General features: G+C 69.0%; 15 protein-coding genes. 7 read left to right on the top strand and 8 right to left on the bottom strand.

The window, feature by feature from the left end; genetic code table 11:
- Nucleotides 1-30 precede the first annotated feature (30 nt).
- Nucleotides 31-426, bottom strand: coding sequence for a MerR family DNA-binding transcriptional regulator (locus Q1A87_RS08565; RefSeq protein ID WP_299649721.1), 396 nt, complete (start codon nt 424-426; stop codon nt 31-33).
- 196 nt (nt 427-622) lie between these two features.
- Nucleotides 623-1,000, bottom strand: coding sequence for a MerR family DNA-binding transcriptional regulator (locus tag Q1A87_RS08560; RefSeq protein ID WP_299649718.1), 378 nt, complete (start codon nt 998-1,000; stop codon nt 623-625).
- Nucleotides 1,001-1,094: 94 nt separating this feature from the next.
- Between Q1A87_RS08560 and Q1A87_RS08555 the strand changes: the two genes are divergently transcribed.
- Genes Q1A87_RS08555 through Q1A87_RS08545 form a run of 3 tightly spaced genes read left to right on the top strand, consistent with a single transcriptional unit; the run spans nt 1,095 to nt 3,396 of the window.
- A complete protein-coding gene (locus Q1A87_RS08555) occupies nt 1,095-1,538 on the top strand; it encodes a PaaI family thioesterase (RefSeq protein WP_299649715.1) in 444 nt (147 codons plus the stop codon).
- The gene (locus Q1A87_RS08550; protein WP_299649712.1) at nt 1,535-2,035 is read left to right on the top strand and encodes a PaaI family thioesterase; all 501 of its coding nucleotides are present in this window, start codon (nt 1,535-1,537) and stop codon (nt 2,033-2,035) included. The genes Q1A87_RS08555 and Q1A87_RS08550 overlap by 4 nt, the downstream gene beginning before the upstream one ends.
- Nucleotides 2,032-3,396, top strand: a complete 1,365-nt coding sequence (locus Q1A87_RS08545) for an MATE family efflux transporter (protein WP_299649709.1) — start codon at nt 2,032-2,034, stop codon at nt 3,394-3,396. Before Q1A87_RS08550 ends, Q1A87_RS08545 begins: the two co-directional genes overlap by 4 nt.
- Before the next feature lie 7 nt (nt 3,397-3,403).
- On the opposite strand, the gene Q1A87_RS08540 is transcribed toward Q1A87_RS08545, so the two are convergent.
- Complete coding sequence (locus Q1A87_RS08540) at nt 3,404-4,444, bottom strand: quinone-dependent dihydroorotate dehydrogenase (RefSeq protein ID WP_299649706.1); 1,041 nt, start codon at nt 4,442-4,444, stop codon at nt 3,404-3,406.
- Complete coding sequence (locus Q1A87_RS08535) at nt 4,441-4,776, bottom strand: DUF952 domain-containing protein (protein WP_299649703.1); 336 nt, start codon at nt 4,774-4,776, stop codon at nt 4,441-4,443. Before Q1A87_RS08535 ends, Q1A87_RS08540 begins: the two co-directional genes overlap by 4 nt.
- A gap of 117 nt (nt 4,777-4,893) precedes the next feature.
- Here Q1A87_RS08535 and Q1A87_RS08530 point away from each other — a divergent pair, with 117 nt between their 5' ends.
- From Q1A87_RS08530 to Q1A87_RS08520, 3 genes are all read left to right on the top strand, one after another.
- The gene (locus Q1A87_RS08530; RefSeq protein ID WP_299649700.1) at nt 4,894-6,447 is read left to right on the top strand and encodes a bifunctional metallophosphatase/5'-nucleotidase; all 1,554 of its coding nucleotides are present in this window, start codon (nt 4,894-4,896) and stop codon (nt 6,445-6,447) included.
- Nucleotides 6,448-6,628: 181 nt separating this feature from the next.
- Nucleotides 6,629-7,714, top strand: coding sequence for a histidine kinase dimerization/phosphoacceptor domain -containing protein (locus Q1A87_RS08525; RefSeq protein ID WP_299649697.1), 1,086 nt, complete (start codon nt 6,629-6,631; stop codon nt 7,712-7,714).
- A gap of 10 nt (nt 7,715-7,724) precedes the next feature.
- Nucleotides 7,725-8,393: an SOS response-associated peptidase gene (locus Q1A87_RS08520; RefSeq protein WP_299649694.1), complete on the top strand. Its 669-nt coding sequence runs from the start codon at nt 7,725-7,727 to the stop codon at nt 8,391-8,393.
- 7 nt (nt 8,394-8,400) lie between these two features.
- Here Q1A87_RS08520 and Q1A87_RS08515 read toward each other — a convergent pair whose 3' ends face one another.
- On the bottom strand, nt 8,401-10,032 hold the full coding sequence (locus tag Q1A87_RS08515) for a chloride channel protein (protein ID WP_299649844.1): 1,632 nt from the start codon (nt 10,030-10,032) through the stop codon (nt 8,401-8,403).
- A 143-nt stretch (nt 10,033-10,175) separates the two neighbouring features.
- On the opposite strand from Q1A87_RS08515, the gene Q1A87_RS08510 reads away from it, so the two are divergent.
- Complete coding sequence (locus tag Q1A87_RS08510; protein WP_299649691.1) at nt 10,176-11,552, top strand: FAD-linked oxidase C-terminal domain-containing protein; 1,377 nt, start codon at nt 10,176-10,178, stop codon at nt 11,550-11,552.
- A 54-nt stretch (nt 11,553-11,606) separates the two neighbouring features.
- Here the strand turns inward: Q1A87_RS08510 and Q1A87_RS08505 are convergent, their stop codons facing one another.
- The 3 genes from Q1A87_RS08505 to cobT form a co-directional block, all read right to left on the bottom strand.
- A complete protein-coding gene (locus tag Q1A87_RS08505) occupies nt 11,607-11,948 on the bottom strand; it encodes a DUF427 domain-containing protein (RefSeq protein WP_299649688.1) in 342 nt (113 codons plus the stop codon).
- Nucleotides 11,949-11,951: 3 nt separating this feature from the next.
- Nucleotides 11,952-13,787: an aminopeptidase P family protein gene (locus Q1A87_RS08500; protein WP_299649685.1), complete on the bottom strand. Its 1,836-nt coding sequence runs from the start codon at nt 13,785-13,787 to the stop codon at nt 11,952-11,954.
- A gap of 244 nt (nt 13,788-14,031) precedes the next feature.
- The gene (gene cobT / locus Q1A87_RS08495) at nt 14,032-15,897 is read right to left on the bottom strand and encodes a cobaltochelatase subunit CobT (protein ID WP_299649682.1); all 1,866 of its coding nucleotides are present in this window, start codon (nt 15,895-15,897) and stop codon (nt 14,032-14,034) included.
- Between the last annotated feature and the right edge of the window lie 19 nt (nt 15,898-15,916).

Here is a 15,916-nt window from a genome sequence, read left to right as displayed (position 1 = left end):
GGTGGATGGGGCGGGTGGAGCGGCCGTCGTTCAGACGGCGCGCTGGGGCTGTAGCTGCTGCATCATCTTCTCCCCCCAGCTGAGCTGATCGGACAGTTCCTTGATCGCGGCATCGAGTTCGTCGCGCTGTTTCTTCATGTCCGCCAGACGCTCGCTGCCGATTTCGTAGGCCCGGGCGATCTGGGTGTACTGGTTGTCGCCGGCGCCATAAAGGTCGAGCAGCTGCCGGATTTCCTCCAGCGAAAAGCCGAACCGCTTGCCCCGCAGGATCAGCTTGAGCCGGGCGCGGTCGCGGCGGGTGAACCACCGCTTCTGACCCTCCCGCTTGGGAAACAGCAACTCTTTCTGTTCGTAGAACCGGAGCGTCCGCGGCGTGACGTCGAACGCGTCGCACATCTGGCGGATCGTGAGAAATTCTTCTGCCATTGTAAAATTTCCTCGTTCTGGCCCGCCCCGAAATTGGGCGGGATGTAAATACGAGAAATTTGATACAAGACGGTTTGACGCTTACGTAATGCGGACGTTACGTCAGTCTCGGCGCGGGAGCCGTGGTTTTCAGTCAACTTTTAGCTACAGCCGCAACAGAGAGCGCCGAGGGCCGCGATTGTCGCCGTATCTGGGATCAGGGGCGATTCCCGAGCTCATCCCGGACGCCGTCCCGCAGCGCAGTCAGTTCAGAGATGGCATCCTCGAGGTGGCGCTTTCGTTCGAGGAGTTCGTCGAGCTGCCGGTTGGCGAGCTCGATCCAGGCCTGCTTCTGCGTGGTGCCCTCCGGGTCGGCGTCATAGAGTTCCAGCCATTGCCGGATCTCCTCCAGCGAGAACCCGAACTTGCGGCCGCGCAGGATCAGCGTCATCCGGGCGATCTCCCGCGGACCGTAATACCGGGTCCGCCCCACCCGCTCGGGCGACAGCAGTTCGATATATTCGTAGTGTCGCAGGGTGCGGGGGGTCACGTCGAACCGGGTGCACATCGCCTTAAAATCGAGCCGTACCGCCATGCCGCACCTCCGGGAACGATGTTCGCACGTTCCTCGCCCACCTGTCCATCGGACGGGGTTGCGGCGGCTTGGGCTTCGCGGCATGCCTCCGCGAATGAGCGGGACCGACGACAACGCGATCGTGGCGGCGAGGAATTTCGTCGCGTCCCTCCCGCATTGCCGGGCGCTCGGCATGGTCGTCGAAGCCGCGGGCGACGGGGTCGCGACGCTGTCGATGCCCTATTCGGAGGCCCTGATCGGCGATCCCGGAACCGGGGTGATCCACGGCGGGGCGATCTCCGCGCTGATGGACACGAGCGGGGGCGTCGCGGTGCTGTCGCATTCCACGGGCGCGGCGATGACCGCGACGATGGATCTCCGCATCGATTACATGCGCGCGGCGGAACCGGGCGGGCGCATTACGGCACGGGCGCATTGCCGCCACGTCACGCGCAGCGTCGCCTTCGTGCGGGCCGAAGCTTTCGACGAGATGCCCGGGTCGGGGCCGGTCGCGGTGGCGAACGGGGCCTTCGCGCTGGAGCGGGCGACCGACCCGTGAAGCGTCCCGAGCCGATCCAGGTGGTCAAGCAGCGCCGCGACGCGGCGCTGCGCGCGCTCATGAACGGCGTGCCCTATATCCGCTTCCTCGGCATCGCCTTCGACCGGCGCGGCGACGAACTGACCGGTGTGCTGCATTACGACGAGAAGCTGATCGGCAATCCGGGGCTGCCGGCGCTGCACGGCGGGGCGACGGCCGCATTTCTCGAGGTCACGGCAACGATGACGCTGTGCTGGGCCACGCTCTGGGACGATCTCGAGGCCGGCCGGATCGACGTGGCGACGCTCTCCGCCAGTCAGCCGACGCGCCTACCGAAGACGATCGACTTCACGGTGGACTACCTCCGATCCGGCCTGCCTCGCGACGCCTATGCACGGGCGCGGGTCAACCGGTCGGGACGGCGCTACGCGAGCGTGCATGTCGAGGGATGGCAGGACAATCGCGACCGTCTTTTCGCACAGGCGACGGGGCATTTCCTGATGCCGCCCCGCGCATGAGCGAGACGGGCCCGCGCGACCTGACGCATCGCCGCATCCTCGGCGTGGCGATCCCCGTGGTCCTGTCGAACGCGACCGTCCCGATCCTTGGCGCGGTCGATACCGGCGTCGTGGGACAACTGGGCGAGGCGGCGCCGATCGCGGCCGTGGGGGCGGGTGCGATCATCCTGTCTTCGGTCTACTGGATCTTCGGTTTTCTACGGATGGGCACCACCGGCCTCGCCGCGCAGGCGCTCGGCAGCGGGAACCGGGCGGAACTCGTCGCGCTGCTGAGCCGCGCGCTGCTGATCGCGGCCGTGGCGGGGGGGACGCTCATCGCGCTGCAATGGGCGATCTTCGCGGGCGCGTTCCGCCTCGCGCCGACGAGCCCCGAGACGGAGGCGCTTGCGCGGGATTACATGGGCATCCGCATCTGGTCGGCGCCCGCCGCCATCGCGATCTACGGGCTGACCGGCTGGCTCATCGCGCAAGAGCGGACGGCGGCGGTGCTCGTCGTGCAGGTTGCGATGAACGGGGCGAACATCCTGCTCGACCTGTGGTTCGTCCTCGGGCTAGGCTTCGGCGTCACAGGCGTGGCCTGGGCCACGTTCCTGTCGGAATGGGCGGGCGTGGCGCTGGCATTGTGGCTTTGCCGGGCGGCCTTCGCGGACTCGGCCTGGCGCGACCGGGCGCAGGTTTTCGACCCTATCCAGTTGAAGCGGATGATCGCGGTCAACACAGACATCCTGATCCGTTCGGTCCTGCTGCAGGCGACGTTCACGTCGTTCCTTCTGGGTGGCGGCCTGTTCGGGACGGTGGCACTGGCCGCGAACCAGGTGCTGCTGCAATTCCTTTACATCACGTCCTACGCGCTCGACGGCTTCGCCTTCGCGGTGGAGGCGCTGGTCGGACGGTTCTTCGGCGCGGGCGACCGCGCGCGGCTGCGGCGGGCGGTGGCGATGTGCAGCGCCTGGGGGCTGGGCACCGTCGCGGCGCTGGCCCTGGCCTTCGCCCTGCTGGGCGGCGGCATCGTCGACATCATGACGACAGCGCCGGAGGTGCGGCAGGCGGCGCGGGATTTCCTGCCCTGGATGGTGGCGGCACCGCTCGTCGGGGTGGCGGCGTGGATTCTGGACGGGATCTTCATCGGCGCCACGCGCACGCGCGACATGCGCAACATGATGGTCCTGAGCACGATCTGCTATGGAGCGGCCATGGCTCTGCTGGTGCCTGCTTTCGGCAATCACGGGCTCTGGGCGGCTCTGATGGTGTCGTTCGCCGCGCGCGGGATCACGCTCGGGCTGCGCTATCCGGCGCTGGAGCGGGCCGCGACCGGGGGCCAGCCCCCGGACCCCCGGAATATTTCGGAAGCAAAGACATGAGGCCGGGTCAGAGCCAGCGGTCGCGGTCGGTCCCGATGGCGTCGGCGATGTGCGCGAAGCCGTCACGGGCCAAGAGGGCTTCGAGGCCGTGCGCGATGCGGCCGGGCAGGCCGATGCCGTCGAAGACGAGCGCCGTGTAGAGTTGCACGGCCGAGGCGCCGGCACGGATCTTGGCGTAGGCCTGCTCGGCCGTGGCGACGCCGCCCACGCCGATCAGCGGCAGATCGGTCAGCGTCGAGAGGCGGGCGAGGATGCGGGTGGAGCGTTCGAAGAGCGGCTGGCCCGAAAGGCCCCCGGCTTCGTGTCCATGGGGTGATCCGAGCCCGTCGCGCGCGACCGTCGTGTTCGTCGCGATGATCGCGTCGACGCCCGCGGCCGCCGTGGCAAGCTCCTCGAGCGCTTGTGCATCCAGGTCCGGCGCGATCTTCAGGAAAATGGGGATTTGCCGCGGCAGGGCATCGCGGGTGGCGAGGACGCGTCCAAGGAGTGCCGAGAGCGCTTCTGCGCCCTGCAGGTCGCGCAGGCGTTCGGTATTGGGGCTGCTGACGTTGACGGTAGCGAAGTCGACATGCGGTCCGCAGGTCTCGATCACCCGGGCGAAGTCGGCGGCGCGATCCGGACTGTCCTTGTTGGCGCCGACATTGATGCCGATGACGGCGCCCGCCGGCCGGCGGCTCAGGCGGTCGGCCACGATCTCGAGACCTTCGTTGGCGAAGCCGTACCGGTTGATCGCGCCGCGATCCTCGGTCAGGCGGAACAGCCGGGGCCGAGGATTTCCCGCCTGCGGGTGGGGGGTGACGGCGCCGGCCTCGAAGAAGCCGAAGCCGCAGCGGGCGATGGCGCCGAGCGCGGTGGCGTTCTTGTCGAACCCTGCCGCGAGACCGATCGGGTTCGGCAGGTCGAGCCCGGCGAGGCGGATGGCCAGGCGCGGCGAGGTGACCGGCCCGGTGCGCGGACCGAGCCCGGCCCGGAGCGCCGCCAGCGCCAGAGTGTGGGCGCGCTCCGGATCGAGCCGATGCAAGACCGCGAGCGCCGCCCGTTCGATCATTCGAGGTCGTCCGGGAAGACGTGACGGCCGTCGTCAAGCGGCAACGGTTTCGCCCAGGCGACCTGATCGTCGCGGAGCGGCGCGTAGAGATGCGGAAACTCCGCACCGCCGCGCGAGACTTCCCAGCGAAGATTGTCGCCGACAGACGCGTCCTCGACCGCGATCAGCCAGAGCCCCTCGACGCCCGCAAAATGCTTGGCCGCCGTCTCCGCCACCTGGTCGGCGGTGGAGAAGTGGATGTAGCCGTCATCGACGTCGATCGGCGCGCCGAGGGTGGTGCCGTCGGCCCGGAGCGCGTTCCATTCCGGCGTGCGGAAGAGCTTGTAGATCATGGCCCCCGATGGCGCGGCACGCATCGGGCGTCAAGCCGGTGTGATGTCGTATGCCTTTGACAATGCCCCCGCGGGCCGCGCACCATCGCCCGAATCCAACCAGGGGGTTTGACAAGAATGCAACGACTTCTCACCGCGACCGCGATCCTCGCCGCGACAACCGGGCTGGCACGGGCCGAATACGAACTCACGATCCTGCACACCAACGACTTCCACGCGCGGTTCGAGCCGATCAGCCAGTATGACGGTCCCTGCGCGCCCGAGGAGAACGAGGCCGGAGAATGCTTCGGCGGCACCGCGCGCCTCGTCAATGCGATCGCGGACGCGAAGGCGGATACCGGCAACTACATCCTCGTCGATGGCGGCGACCAGTTCCAGGGCACGTTGTTCTACACCTACTACAAGGGCGCGATGTCGGCCGAGATGATGAACATGCTCGGCTACGACGCGATGACCGTGGGCAATCACGAGTTCGACGACGGCCCGCAGGTGCTGCGACAGTTCGTCGACGCGCTCGATTTCCCGATCCTGATGTCGAACGCCGATGTCACCCGGGAGCCCGAGCTTGCGGACGCGATCCAGAAGTCGACCGTGATCGAGGAGGGCGGCGAACGGATCGGCCTGATCGGCCTGACGCCGCAGGATACCGACGAACTGGCGAGCCCCGGCGAGAACGTGAGCTTTTCCGATCCGTCCGAGGCCGTGCAGGCCGAGGTGGATCGCCTGACGGAAGACGGCGTCAACATGATCGTCGTTCTGAGCCATTCCGGCTACGAGACCGACAAGGAGGTCGCGGCCAACACGACCGGCGTCGACGTGATCGTGGGGGGGCATACCAACACGCTTCTCGGCGACATGGAGGGGGCGGAAGGGCCCTATCCGACGATGGTCGGCGAGACCGCCATCGTGCAGGCCTATGCCTACGGCAAGTTCCTGGGCGCGCTCGACGTGGTCTTCGACGATGACGGCAAGATCATCGCGGCGATGGGGCAGCCGATCATCATCGACAGCACCATCCTCGAGGACGACGCAACCATCGCCCGCATTCAGGAGATGGCGCTGCCGCTCGACGAGATCCGCAACGAGGTGGTCGCGCAGAGCGAGGCGCCGATCGACGGTGGCCGCGAAACCTGCCGGGCGGAGGTCTGCGAGATGGGCGTGCTGATCGCCGAGGCGATGCTCGACCGCGTGAAGGACCAGGGCATCGACGTCGCGATCCAGAACGGCGGCGGCATCCGTTCCTCGATCGATGCGGGCGAGGTCACGATGGGCGATGTCCTCACCGTGCTGCCGTTCCAGAATACGCTGTCGACCTTCCGCGTCGACGGCGCGACCCTGGTGGCGGCGCTGGAGAACGGGGTGAGCCAGATCGAGGAGGGGGCCGGCCGGTTTCCCCAGGTCGCGGGGATGTCCTACGCTTTCGACCCGGCGGCCGAGCCCGGAAGCCGCGTCAGTGACGTGACGGTGGGCGGCGAACCGGTCGATCCCGAGAAGATGTACGGCGTGGTCTCCAACAACTACGTTCGCAATGGCGGGGACGGCTATTCGATGTTCGTCGATGCCGAGGACGCCTACGATTACGGTCCGGACGTCGCCGACGTGACGGCGGAGTACCTGGCTGACCAAGGACCCTACACGCCGATGACGGACGACCGCATCACCATCAAGTGATCGCCTGACGTCCGACGGGACGATGTCGATGCAGGGCCGGCTTCGCATGCTGCGGGGCCGGCTTTACTCGCAGGCGCACGTTATTCTACAGTCCGGGCGTCGTTAAAAGAACCGACGGGGTCCCGCCGGGTGTCACTGCCCGGCTCCGGTCTTCGTCGCATCGCCTTTCCGGGAATTGCACATGCTGGCCCCCACGCCGATCAACCAGACCGAGCGCCTGGCGACACTTCGCCGGTACGGTCTCGATACGCACTCGCATCGCGGCGCGTTCGAGGGGATCGTCGAGCTTGCGGCGCAAATCTGCAATTGTCCGGTGTCGCTGGTCTCGATCGTCCACGCCGACGATCAGCGGTTCGAGGCGCGGAGCGGGACGAAGCTTGACGGGACCGGGCTCGACGCGTCGATCTGCAGCCACGCGATCCTGCAGGACGAACTGCTGGAGATACCCGACGCACGGCTCGACATGCGCACGCAGGACAATCCTCTGGTTACCGCCGCGGATCAGCCGGTCCTGTTCTACGCCGGAGCGCAGATCAAGACCCGGACGGGCATCGTCCTCGGCACGCTCTGCGTTCTCGACTACCGGCCGCGGCGGCTGGGGGATTCCGAGCGCCGGGCGCTGCGTATCCTCGCGGACCAGGTGATGCAGCGGCTGGAGCTGCACGAGGCGCTGCGGCAGCAGGATGCGATGCGGCGCGAGGTCGATCATCGCGTCAAGAACAGCCTCGCCGGCGTCGCCGCGATGACCCGGATGTCGGCACGCGGCGCGAGCGACGACGTCCGGGCCGCGCTTCTGGAGGTCGAGCAGCGCATCAACGTGATGGTCGAACTGCACAGCGATCTTTATCAGGCGGATGACCCGGACGCCCCGATCGAGGTAACGGGATACCTGCGCCGCATCGTCCGCTACATGGAGAACATGGCGCCCGCGAGCGTCGAGATCGACGTCGAGCTGGCTCCGCTCGAGCTGCCGAACAAGCGTGCCTCGGCCCTGGGCGTCCTCGTCAACGAGCTGATCTCCAATTCCTGCAAGCATGCCTTTCCGGAAGGCCGGACCGGTCGAATCGTGCTTCGAGGCCGACCGGACCCCGGCGGGCGGTATAGTTTGTCCTGCGAGGATGACGGCGTCGGAAGCGCGAATGCGCGGGCCGGTCTCGGACGACGGATCATGGAGGCGTCGGCGGCGCAGCTCGACGGGTTCCTCGACGTCGCGTCCGACGGTTCGGGGCATCGGGTAAAGCTCGAATTCCCTCTCGACGCGGCCTGAGGCGTTCGCGATGTGCGGCCGCTACGCCCTGACCTTGCCGCACGAAGCGATGGTGCAGGTTTTTGCCGCCGCTCCGTCGAACGACCTGCCGGAGGGGCCGCGCTTCAACGTCTGTCCGACGACGCAGGTGCCGGTGGTGACGGCTGCCGAGGGTGAGCGGCGGCTCAGGCCGATGCGATGGGGGTTCCTGCCGCATTGGTACAAGAGCCCGACCGACGGGCCGCTCCTCATCAACGCGCGCGCCGAGACGGTCGCGGAGAAGCCCGCCTTCCGCACCGCGATCCGCGAGCGGCGGTGCCTGATCCCCGCCACGGGCTTCTACGAATGGACGAAGGCGGACGGACAGCGGCTGCCGTGGTACTTCCATCCACGCGAGGGCGAGGCGCTGGCCTTTGCGGGCCTCTGGCAGGATTGGGGGCCGGAGGATCTGCCGACCTGCGCGATCGTCACCTGTACCGCGGGTTCGACGATGGCGGAGATCCATCACCGCGAGCCGGTCACGCTCGACCCGGCGGATTGGGCGTTGTGGCTCGGGGAAGCAGGGCACGGGGCAGCGACGCGCATGCGGGCGGCGCCGGAGGGACGCCTGACGCGATACCGCGTCTCGACGAAGGTGAACTCGAACCGGGTCGAGGGGCCGGACCTGATCGACCCTCTGATCGACGAGGATGATCGCTGAACGTCGGTCAGGAATGCTCCTCCTTCGCCGTCGCCGCCAGGGCGCGGTTGAAGGCCCGGAGCGCGTCGACATGCAGGACCACGCCGACGATGTCGGGCGTCTCGGCCTTTCCGTCGACGCGCGCGACCACGAGGAAGTCCGATCCCGACGTCTCGAACAGCGGCATCGCCGTCTCCAGCGTGTCGCTGGGCGACACGAACAGCCCGTCGTTCAGCGCCCGCCGCACCCGGTCGGTCGCGGGCGCCTTCGCGTGTTCGGGCGCCTTCATCACCGCCGAGACCTTGAACATCGCCAGCAGGTAGCGCTGCGGCCCGTCGGCGAGATGGACGTTGCGCCGCTCGAGCTGCGTCAGGAAGAAGGACCGCGCGACCAGCCGGCCCGACAGGGCGGAGGCGACGGAGACGGCGGTCATCACCGCCAGCCCGGTCTGCCAGTCGCCGGTCAGCTCGAACACGATGAGCGTGGTGGAGATCGGCGCCCCGAGCACCGCGCCCGCGACCGCGCCCATCCCGGCGAGCGCGTAGAGCGTCTCGGAGCCGGAGACGTTCGGGAAGACCGCCGTGGCCATGCCGCCGAAGGCGAGTCCGGTCAGCGCGCCGACCATCAGCGCGGGCGAGAAGATGCCGCCGCCCATGCGGCCGCCCATCGTGATGCTCGTCGCCGCGACCTTCACCACGGCGAAGACGATGGCGTCCTTGAGCAGCAGATTGCCCGACAGCGCGGCGGAGGTGGTCTCGTAGCCGACGCCGATGATGTGCGGGAACACGATGGCCATGGCGCCGAGCATCAGGCCGGCCACCGCCGGCCGGAGCATGGGCGGCAGACGGAAGCGGGCCTGCCACCGCGTCGCCATGTCCTCGGCCACGAAGACCGATCGCATGAGCGCCACGGCGACGAGTGCGGCGACGATCCCGAGCAGAAGGAAGGCGGGCAGTTCGAGATAGAAGGCGAGGGCCCCCTCCTGCGGCAGGGCGAACTCGGTCCGGTCGCCGAAATGGATGCGGCTGATGACGGCGCCCGAGACGGCGGCGATGGTGATCGGCGCGAAGGCGTGGACGGCGAAATGGCGCAGGACGACTTCCAGCGCGAAGAGCGCCCCGGCCAGCGGCGCGTTGAAGCTGGCCGCGACCCCCGCGGCGACGGCGCAGCCCAGCAGGTCGCGTCCCGTCACACCGTCCGCGTTCAGCCGGTTCGACACCCAGCCGGCGATCATGCCGACCATGTGGACCACCGGCCCCTCCCGCCCCGAGGAGCCGCCGGCAGACAGCGTGATGAGCGAGGCCGCGATCGAGGCCAGTCCCGCGCGCCGCTCGACCCGGCCCTCCTTCATCGCCGAGGCCTGGATCACTTCCGCCGGCCCCCGCACGCGGCCATCCGGCGTGAACCGGGTCAGCAGCCAACCGACGATCAGGCCGCCGATCGCCGGCAGGATCAGGACCCGGAACCACGGCATCGTACGGGCGAAACTGTGCAGCTGGCGCGGATCGTCTGTCCCGTAAAGATGCGCCTGCAGCCACTGGATCGACAGCATGAACGCCACGGCCGCGTAGCCCGACGCGATGCCGAGGACGAGGGCGATGAACCAGAACTGCACCTTCGAAGGCCCCTGCTGCCGGATCACCTGCCAGGACCGGCGCAGGGTGGCGAGCGTCGCGGTCGCCAGCGGGACGGGCGTGGCCTTAGGGGGCGTCGTCTTCGGCGGCGTGTCGCGGGGGGGCGCGTCGGTCAAACCTTGTCCTTTTCGCGCCCCTCGCGCATGCACGGCGCCGAAGGGGAGGGCCGATGATCCCGAACGACGCGCTCGACGAATTGCGGGGAATGCTAGGCGAACGCCTGTCGACGGGAAAGAGCGATCTCTCCCTGCACGGGCGGTCCGAGACCTGGCATCCCGAGATGCCGCCCGATGCGGTGGTCTATCCGAAAGACACGGAGGAGGTCGCCGTCATCGTCCGTGTCTGCGCGCGGCACGGCGTGCCGATCATCGGCTGGGGCGCCGGCACCGCGCTCGAGGGTCACGGCTCCGCGTCGCGGGGCGGGGTGAGCGTCGATTTTCGCGAGATGGCGGCCGTGCTCGACGTCTCGGTCGAGGACATGCTCGTCCGGGTCCAGCCGGGCTGCACGCGCGAGGCGCTGAACCGGGATTTGCGCGCGACGGGCCTCATGTTCCCGGTCGACCCCGGCGCCGACGCGTCGCTCGGCGGCATGGCCTCGACCCGCGCCTCGGGCACCACGGCCGTCCGGTACGGCACGATGCGCGACCATGTGCGCGCGCTCGAGGTCGTGCTGGCGGACGGGCGGGTGATCCGGACCGGAACGCGCGCGCGGAAATCCTCTTCGGGCTACGACCTGACGGGTCTGTTCGTGGGGGCGGAAGGCACGCTCGGCCTCATCACCGAGCTGACGCTGCGCCTGCACGGGCAGCCGGAGGCGGTCTCCGCGGCGGTCTGCGGGTTCGATACCACCGAAGGGGCGATCGAGGCGGTGATCCTCGCCATGCAGATGGGCCTCGCCCCGGCGCGGATCGAATACGTGGACATGGCCACGGTGCGCATCCTGAACGCGGCCGACGCCGCCGGCTTGCCGGAGAAGCCGCATCTGCTGCTCGAGTTCCACGGTACCGGGGACGGCGTCGCCGCGGAGGCCGCGCGGTTCGGGGAGATCGCGGCGGAGCAGGGCGGCCGCGACTATCGCTGGGCCACGAAGCCGGAGGAGCGCACGCGGCTCTGGACGATGCGGCACCGGGCCTATCACACGATCCTCGCCAGCCGGCCGGGAACGACCGCCATCGTCACCGATGTCTGCGTGCCGATCTCGAAGCTCGGCGTGGCCATCGGGCGGGCGGCGTCCGAGATCTCGGCCTCACCGCTCGACGGTCCGATCCTCGGCCATGTGGGCGACGGCAATTACCACGCGATCCTGATGGTGGACCGGAACGCGGCGTCGGAGATCGCGGAGGCCAAGCGTCTGCCGGACGCGATGGTCGCGCATGCGCTCGAACTCGGCGGGACGGCGACCGGCGAGCATGGCGTCGGCCTCGGCAAGCTGCATCTGATGGCGGCCGAGCACGGGGCGGCCTGGGAAGTGATGGGTGCGGTCAAGCGCGCGCTGGACCCGGCGGCGCTGATGAACCCGGGTAAGGTCGTTCCGCAGGACGGTTGACGCATCGGCCCTGTTGGCGGCCGCAGGTCCATGGCGTCCCGTACGTCGCCGGGCTCAGATCTGCTCCACCGTCACCTTGTCGGCGTAGAAGGCCAGGTGCCCCTCGATCGCCTTGGCGTCCGCGTTGGAGACGTTCTCGTAGGTCCAGGCGACGTCGGGGATGCGCACCGACTGGCCGACATAGGCGTAGTAGTTTGCCGTGCCCTTGAACGGGCATTCGGTCTCCGTCTCCGTGCGTTCCAGAAGCGCCATGGCGACGTCGGCCCGGGGAAAGTAGATGACGGCGTCGCGGTCGCCCTCCTTGAGCGCGAGCGCCCTGCGGCTCTCCACGAGGATGCCATCGTCGGTCCTGACGGTCCAGTTGCCCGTCGCCGGTGTCACGTCGATCTTGATCATTCACTATGTCTCCCCACGTTTCGCGCGGACCCTATCCTCCGTGTCCGGGACTGGGAAGCCTCGGAGGGGCGCGCAGACCCGCTCGAGCCAGGCGCGGTCCTCCGGGTCCAGGCGCGGGCCGATCCTGCGGGCGACCTCCGCGTGATAGGCGTCGAGCCAGGCGCGCTCGTCCGGGGAGAGCAGGTCGGTCAGAATCAGCCGCCGGTCGATCGGCACGAAGGTCAGCGTCTCGAAGGCGCGCATGTCGCGGTCGTCGCCGCCCTCGGGGCGCTCGGCCTCCGTCACGACGACGAGGTTCTCGATGCGGATCCCGTATTCTCCAGCCCGGTAGTAGCCCGGCTCGTTCGACAGGATCATTCCCGGCTCCAGCGGGATCTGACTCGCCCGGCTGATCCGGGCAGGGCCTTCGTGGACGCCGAGATAGACGCCGACGCCGTGGCCGGTGCCGTGGTCGTAGTCCCGATGCTCGGCCCAGAGCGGCGCGCGGGCCAGCGCGTCGAGATGAGCGCCGGCGACGCCCTTGGGAAAGCGCGCGCGGCTGACGGCGATCATTCCCTGAAGCACGCGCGTGAAGGCGTGGGCGATCTCCAGCGGCGGCGCGCCGAGGGGGATCGTGCGGGTAACGTCGGTCGTCCCGTCCTCGTACTGGCCGCCGGAATCGACGAGGAGCACGCTGTCGGTGTCGAGCACCCGGTCCGTCTCCTGGTTGACGCGGTAATGCACGATGGCGCCGTGCGGGCCGGACCCTGCGATCGTGTCGAAGCTGATATCGCGCAGCGCGCCCGTGTCCCGGCGGAACCCCTCGAGTGCGCGGACCACGTCGATCTCGGTCGTTTCGGGCGCGCGCGCCGTGTCGAGCCAGTGCAGGAAGCGGACCATCGCCGCGCCGTCGCGCAGATGCGCCTCGCGCGTGGCGGCGATCTCGGCCTCGGTCTTGCGCGCCTTGGGCAGGGCGACCGGATCGGTCATTTCCACCGGTTCGCGCAGCGCCGCGTGCATCGCCACGGGGCAGGCGGCGGGGTCGAAGCCCGTGGGACCGGTGAGGCTCTCGAGCAGCGGGATCAGATCGTCGGGGGGCGTGACGCGGACGTCCGGGCCGAGATGGTCGGACACCGGTCCGGTCTTGACGGGATCGCAGACGAGATCGACCGATCCGTCGGCGTGGATCACCGCGAAAGCCTGCGCGACGGGCGTGCGCGCGATGTCGCCGCCGCGGACGTTGAGGAGCCACGCGATCGCGTCGGGCTGGTTGGTCACGAACTGCGCCGCCCCGGCCGCCTCGATCGCCGCACCGATCCGCGCGCGCTTCTCCGCGGCGGTCCGGCCGGCCAGCTCGTCGGGATAGGCGCGCATCGGCGCCGCGGGCGGGGCAGGGCGATCCTCGCGGATCGCGTCGACGCCGTTCGGGGACGAGACCAACTCGATCCCGTCCACATCCTGCAGCCGCGCGATCTCCCGCACCGTATGGAGCATCGGATCGAAACTGACGCGACCGCCCGAGGGCAGGGCGTCGGGCAGCCAATCGGCGAGCGTGGTGGCCGGCCAGTCGACGGTCTCGAACGTGTCGGGGTCGGTCTGCGCCGCGACCTGCACCTTGTAGCGCCCGTCGGTGAAGATCGCCGCGCGGTCGGTGAGGATCACGGCGAAGCCCGCCGAGCCGGTGAACCCCGAGATCCAGGCCAGCCGTTCGTCGCATGGCGCGACGTATTCGCCCTGCCAGGCATCCGCGCGCGGCACGAGGAAGGCGTCGAGACCCTGGCCCGCCATCCATGCCCGCAGCCGGGCCACGCGCGGCGGGGCGGCCTCTGGGCGGGCGGTGACGTCGAAGTTCTGGAACATGGGCGGCCTCCTTGGCGCCCGGCATAGTCGTGGGCCTGCGAAGGGGAAAGACCGTTGCGGAGGCGGCGGGCGGCCCTTGCGACGAGAGCCATAACGCGCGAACCGTTTGGGTCGGTTCCGATCGAAACGGTTGTTTGTCGTTGGGTGGAAGAACGGGTGCTTCCAGCGCGTCATCCGTCGCGGGCGGACGAGCGAGGGGCCAGCCCCTCGCGCTCCCCGGAGTATTTCCGCCAAGAAGAAGGGGTCAGGAGACCCGGCGCATGCCCATGACGCGGGCCCGGGCGCGGGGGTCGGCGTCGAACAGGGCGGCGAGCTGCTCGGTCATGGCGCCGGCAAGCTGATCCACGTCGGTGATCGTGACCGCGCGGTCGTAGTAGCGCGTGACGTCGTGGCCGATGCCGATGGCCAGAAGCTCGACGGCGCGGCGCTTCTCGATCATCGCGATGACGTCGCGCAGGTGCTTCTCGAGATAGTTCGCCGGGTTCACCGACAGGGTCGAGTCGTCGACCGGCGCGCCGTCGGAGATCACCATCAGGATCTTGCGTGCCTCGTGCCGCGCGACCGCACGGCGATGCGCCCATTCCAGCGCCTCGCCGTCGATGTTCTCCTTCAGCAACCCCTCCTTCATCATCAGCCCGAGATTGGGCCGGACCCGCCGCCAGGGCGCGTCGGCGGACTTGTAGACGATGTGGCGAAGGTCGTTCAGGCGGCCCGGCGCGGGCGGGCGACCGGCCTTCAGCCATTCCTCGCGGGCGAGCCCGCCCTTCCAGGCCCGGGTCGTGAAGCCGAGGATCTCCACCTTCACGCCGCAGCGTTCCAGCGTCCGCGCCAGCACGTCGGCGCAGATCGCAGCGATGGAGATGGGCCGGCCGCGCATCGAACCGGAATTGTCGAGCAGCAGCGTCACGCAGGTATCGCGGAACTCTGTGTCGCGCTCCATCTTGAAGCTGAGCGGCGTGGTCGGATTGGCGACGACGCGGGCGAGTCGGCCGGCATCGAGAATGCCTTCCTCGAGGTCGAACTCCCAGGAGCGGTTCTGTTGCGCCTGCAGGCGCCGCTGCAACTTGTTCGCGAGCCGTGAGACGGCGCCCTTCAGGGGGTCGAGCTGCTGGTCGAGATAGGCGCGCAGGCGTTCGAGCTCGGCGATCTCGGCCAGCTCCTCCGCGTGCACGATCTCGTCGTTGCGTTCGGTGAAGACGGTGTAATTCGGATCGGCGTCGGAGACGGGGGGCGGCGGTGGCGGCTCCGACGATTCGTCGGCGTCGGGCATCTCGGCCTCCTCGCCCGCCTCCTCGTCGGCCATGTCGTCCATCGACACCTCGGCCTGGCTTGGATCGTCCTGCTGGTCCTGACTCTGCTCGGGAGAGGCGTCGGCCTCGTCCTCCTCCTCGTCGTTGCCGGTGGAATCGGGCTCCTCGTCCTCCTCGGCCTCACCCTCCTCCTCGTTCTCGGCCTCCTGGTCGGGATCGTCGCCGAGCTGATCGCCGTAGCCCAGATCCTCGATCAGTTGCCGTGCAAGGCGGGCGAAGGCGCGCTGGTCGCCCAGCACGTCCTGCAGATTGTCGAGCCGGTCGCCCGTCTGCTCCTCGATGAAGCCGCGCCAGAGCTCGAGCGCGTTGTCCGCGCCCTTCGGCAGGTCGCGGCCGGTGGCCATCTGGCGGATCCAGTACCCGGCCGCCGTGGCGAGCGGGATCTGCGCCTTGTCGGCCACGTCGGCGTAGCCCTTGCGCGCCGCCTCTACCCCGATCTTGGCGTCGATATTACCGGCGGTGCCGGGCATGGCCCGCGCGCCCACGGCCTCGCAGCGCGCCGTCTCCATCGCGTCGTAGAGGTCGCGCGCCATGTTGCCCTGCGGCATGTAGCGGGCGTTGACGCCGGAATCGTGATGGCGATGGCGCAGCGCGAAGGCATCGGCCGTACCGCGGGCGAGCAGCACCTCCTCCCGCGTCATCCGCCGGCTCACCTGCGGCAGGCGGACGCTGTCGTTCGTACGGCCGGGCGGATCCACCGAGTAGGTGACGGCCAGGTCGGAATCGTCGGCCATCGTCTTCGTGGCCTCGGCCAGCGCCTTCTTGAACGGATCGGCGGGATTGTCGGTGGGCTTGCTCATGGGTGCTAGATTGCGCTCG

This window comes from uncultured Jannaschia sp., from assembly GCF_947494055.1.
Lineage (GTDB): Bacteria > Pseudomonadota > Alphaproteobacteria > Rhodobacterales > Rhodobacteraceae > Jannaschia.
Note: the sequence above shows the minus strand (reverse complement) of the source record. Positions and strands in the feature narration are given on the sequence as shown.